The organism is Streptomyces xiaopingdaonensis (assembly GCF_000262345.1).
Lineage (GTDB): Bacteria > Actinomycetota > Actinomycetes > Streptomycetales > Streptomycetaceae > Streptomyces > Streptomyces xiaopingdaonensis.
In genome coordinates this window covers 1-871 of sequence record NZ_AJTQ01000002.1, presented here as the reverse complement: position 1 = coordinate 871, position 871 = coordinate 1, and the positions used below count along the sequence as shown (strand labels likewise).

Genomic DNA, 871 nt, shown 5'->3' with positions numbered 1-871 from the left:
AGGCGAGGAGCCACTCGCGGTGCGCGGCGAGCCACTCGGCCGCGGCCGGTGCCGAGGAGAAGCGGAGCGGTGCGGGCAGCGCCGCGGCCCGGCGCCGCGCCGGCGAGCCCGAGGGCTCGGCCGCCGCGCGGCAGGCGACGAGCCGGCGCAGGGTCCGCTCCCCCATGCGGGCCGTCGCGAGTACGGCGTCGGCGGGACGGCCCGCGTCGAGTTCGGCGCGGAGCAGCGGTGTCAGGCAGCCGGGGAGCGCGAACCAGCCGTCGTCGCGCGCCCGGAGGAGGCCGAACTCCCGGAGTTCGGCGAGCACTTCGGCCGCCGCCGCGGCGTCGCAGCCGGCGAGCGCGGCGGCGGCCTGGACGTCCGCGGTCCCGTCGGGCGCCAGCGTCAGCAGCGGCGCGAGCCGGAGCGCCCGCGGGGTCAGCGCCGAGCGGACGAGACGCCAGGCCCGGGCGAGCGGGTCGGCGTGGGGTTCGAGGGGGCGGTCGTCGCAGGGGGCCGCGGTGAGGCGGCCGAGCGCGTCGACGACGGACGCCTTGGGATGCGCGCGGAGCCAGCCTCCGGCGAGGAGGAGCGCGGCCGGCAGATCGGCGCACTCCTGCGCCAGCGACTCGGCGCCTCTCGGGTCGACCGTGACGCGCGGGGTCGCCCCCGCGCGGTGGGCGAGGAGCCGTACCGAGCTGGCGCGGTCGAGGCCGCCGAGCGCGCACGGGCGTACGTCGGGGACGCCGGTGAGCGGGCCCTGTGCGACGGCGAGGACGAGGCATCGGCGGCTCTCCGGAAGGAGTTCGAGCACCTGCTCGGAGTCGACGACGTCGTCGAGGAGGAGTACGGCGGGCCGCTCGGCGCAGCGGATGCGGAGCGCCTCCGTCAG

Annotated in this window: 1 pseudogene; it reads right to left on the bottom strand. The window is 79.3% G+C overall.

From position 1 onward, the window contains the following. Positions 1-871: pseudogene (locus tag UWG_RS0100105) on the bottom strand (hypothetical protein); the annotation flags it as partial.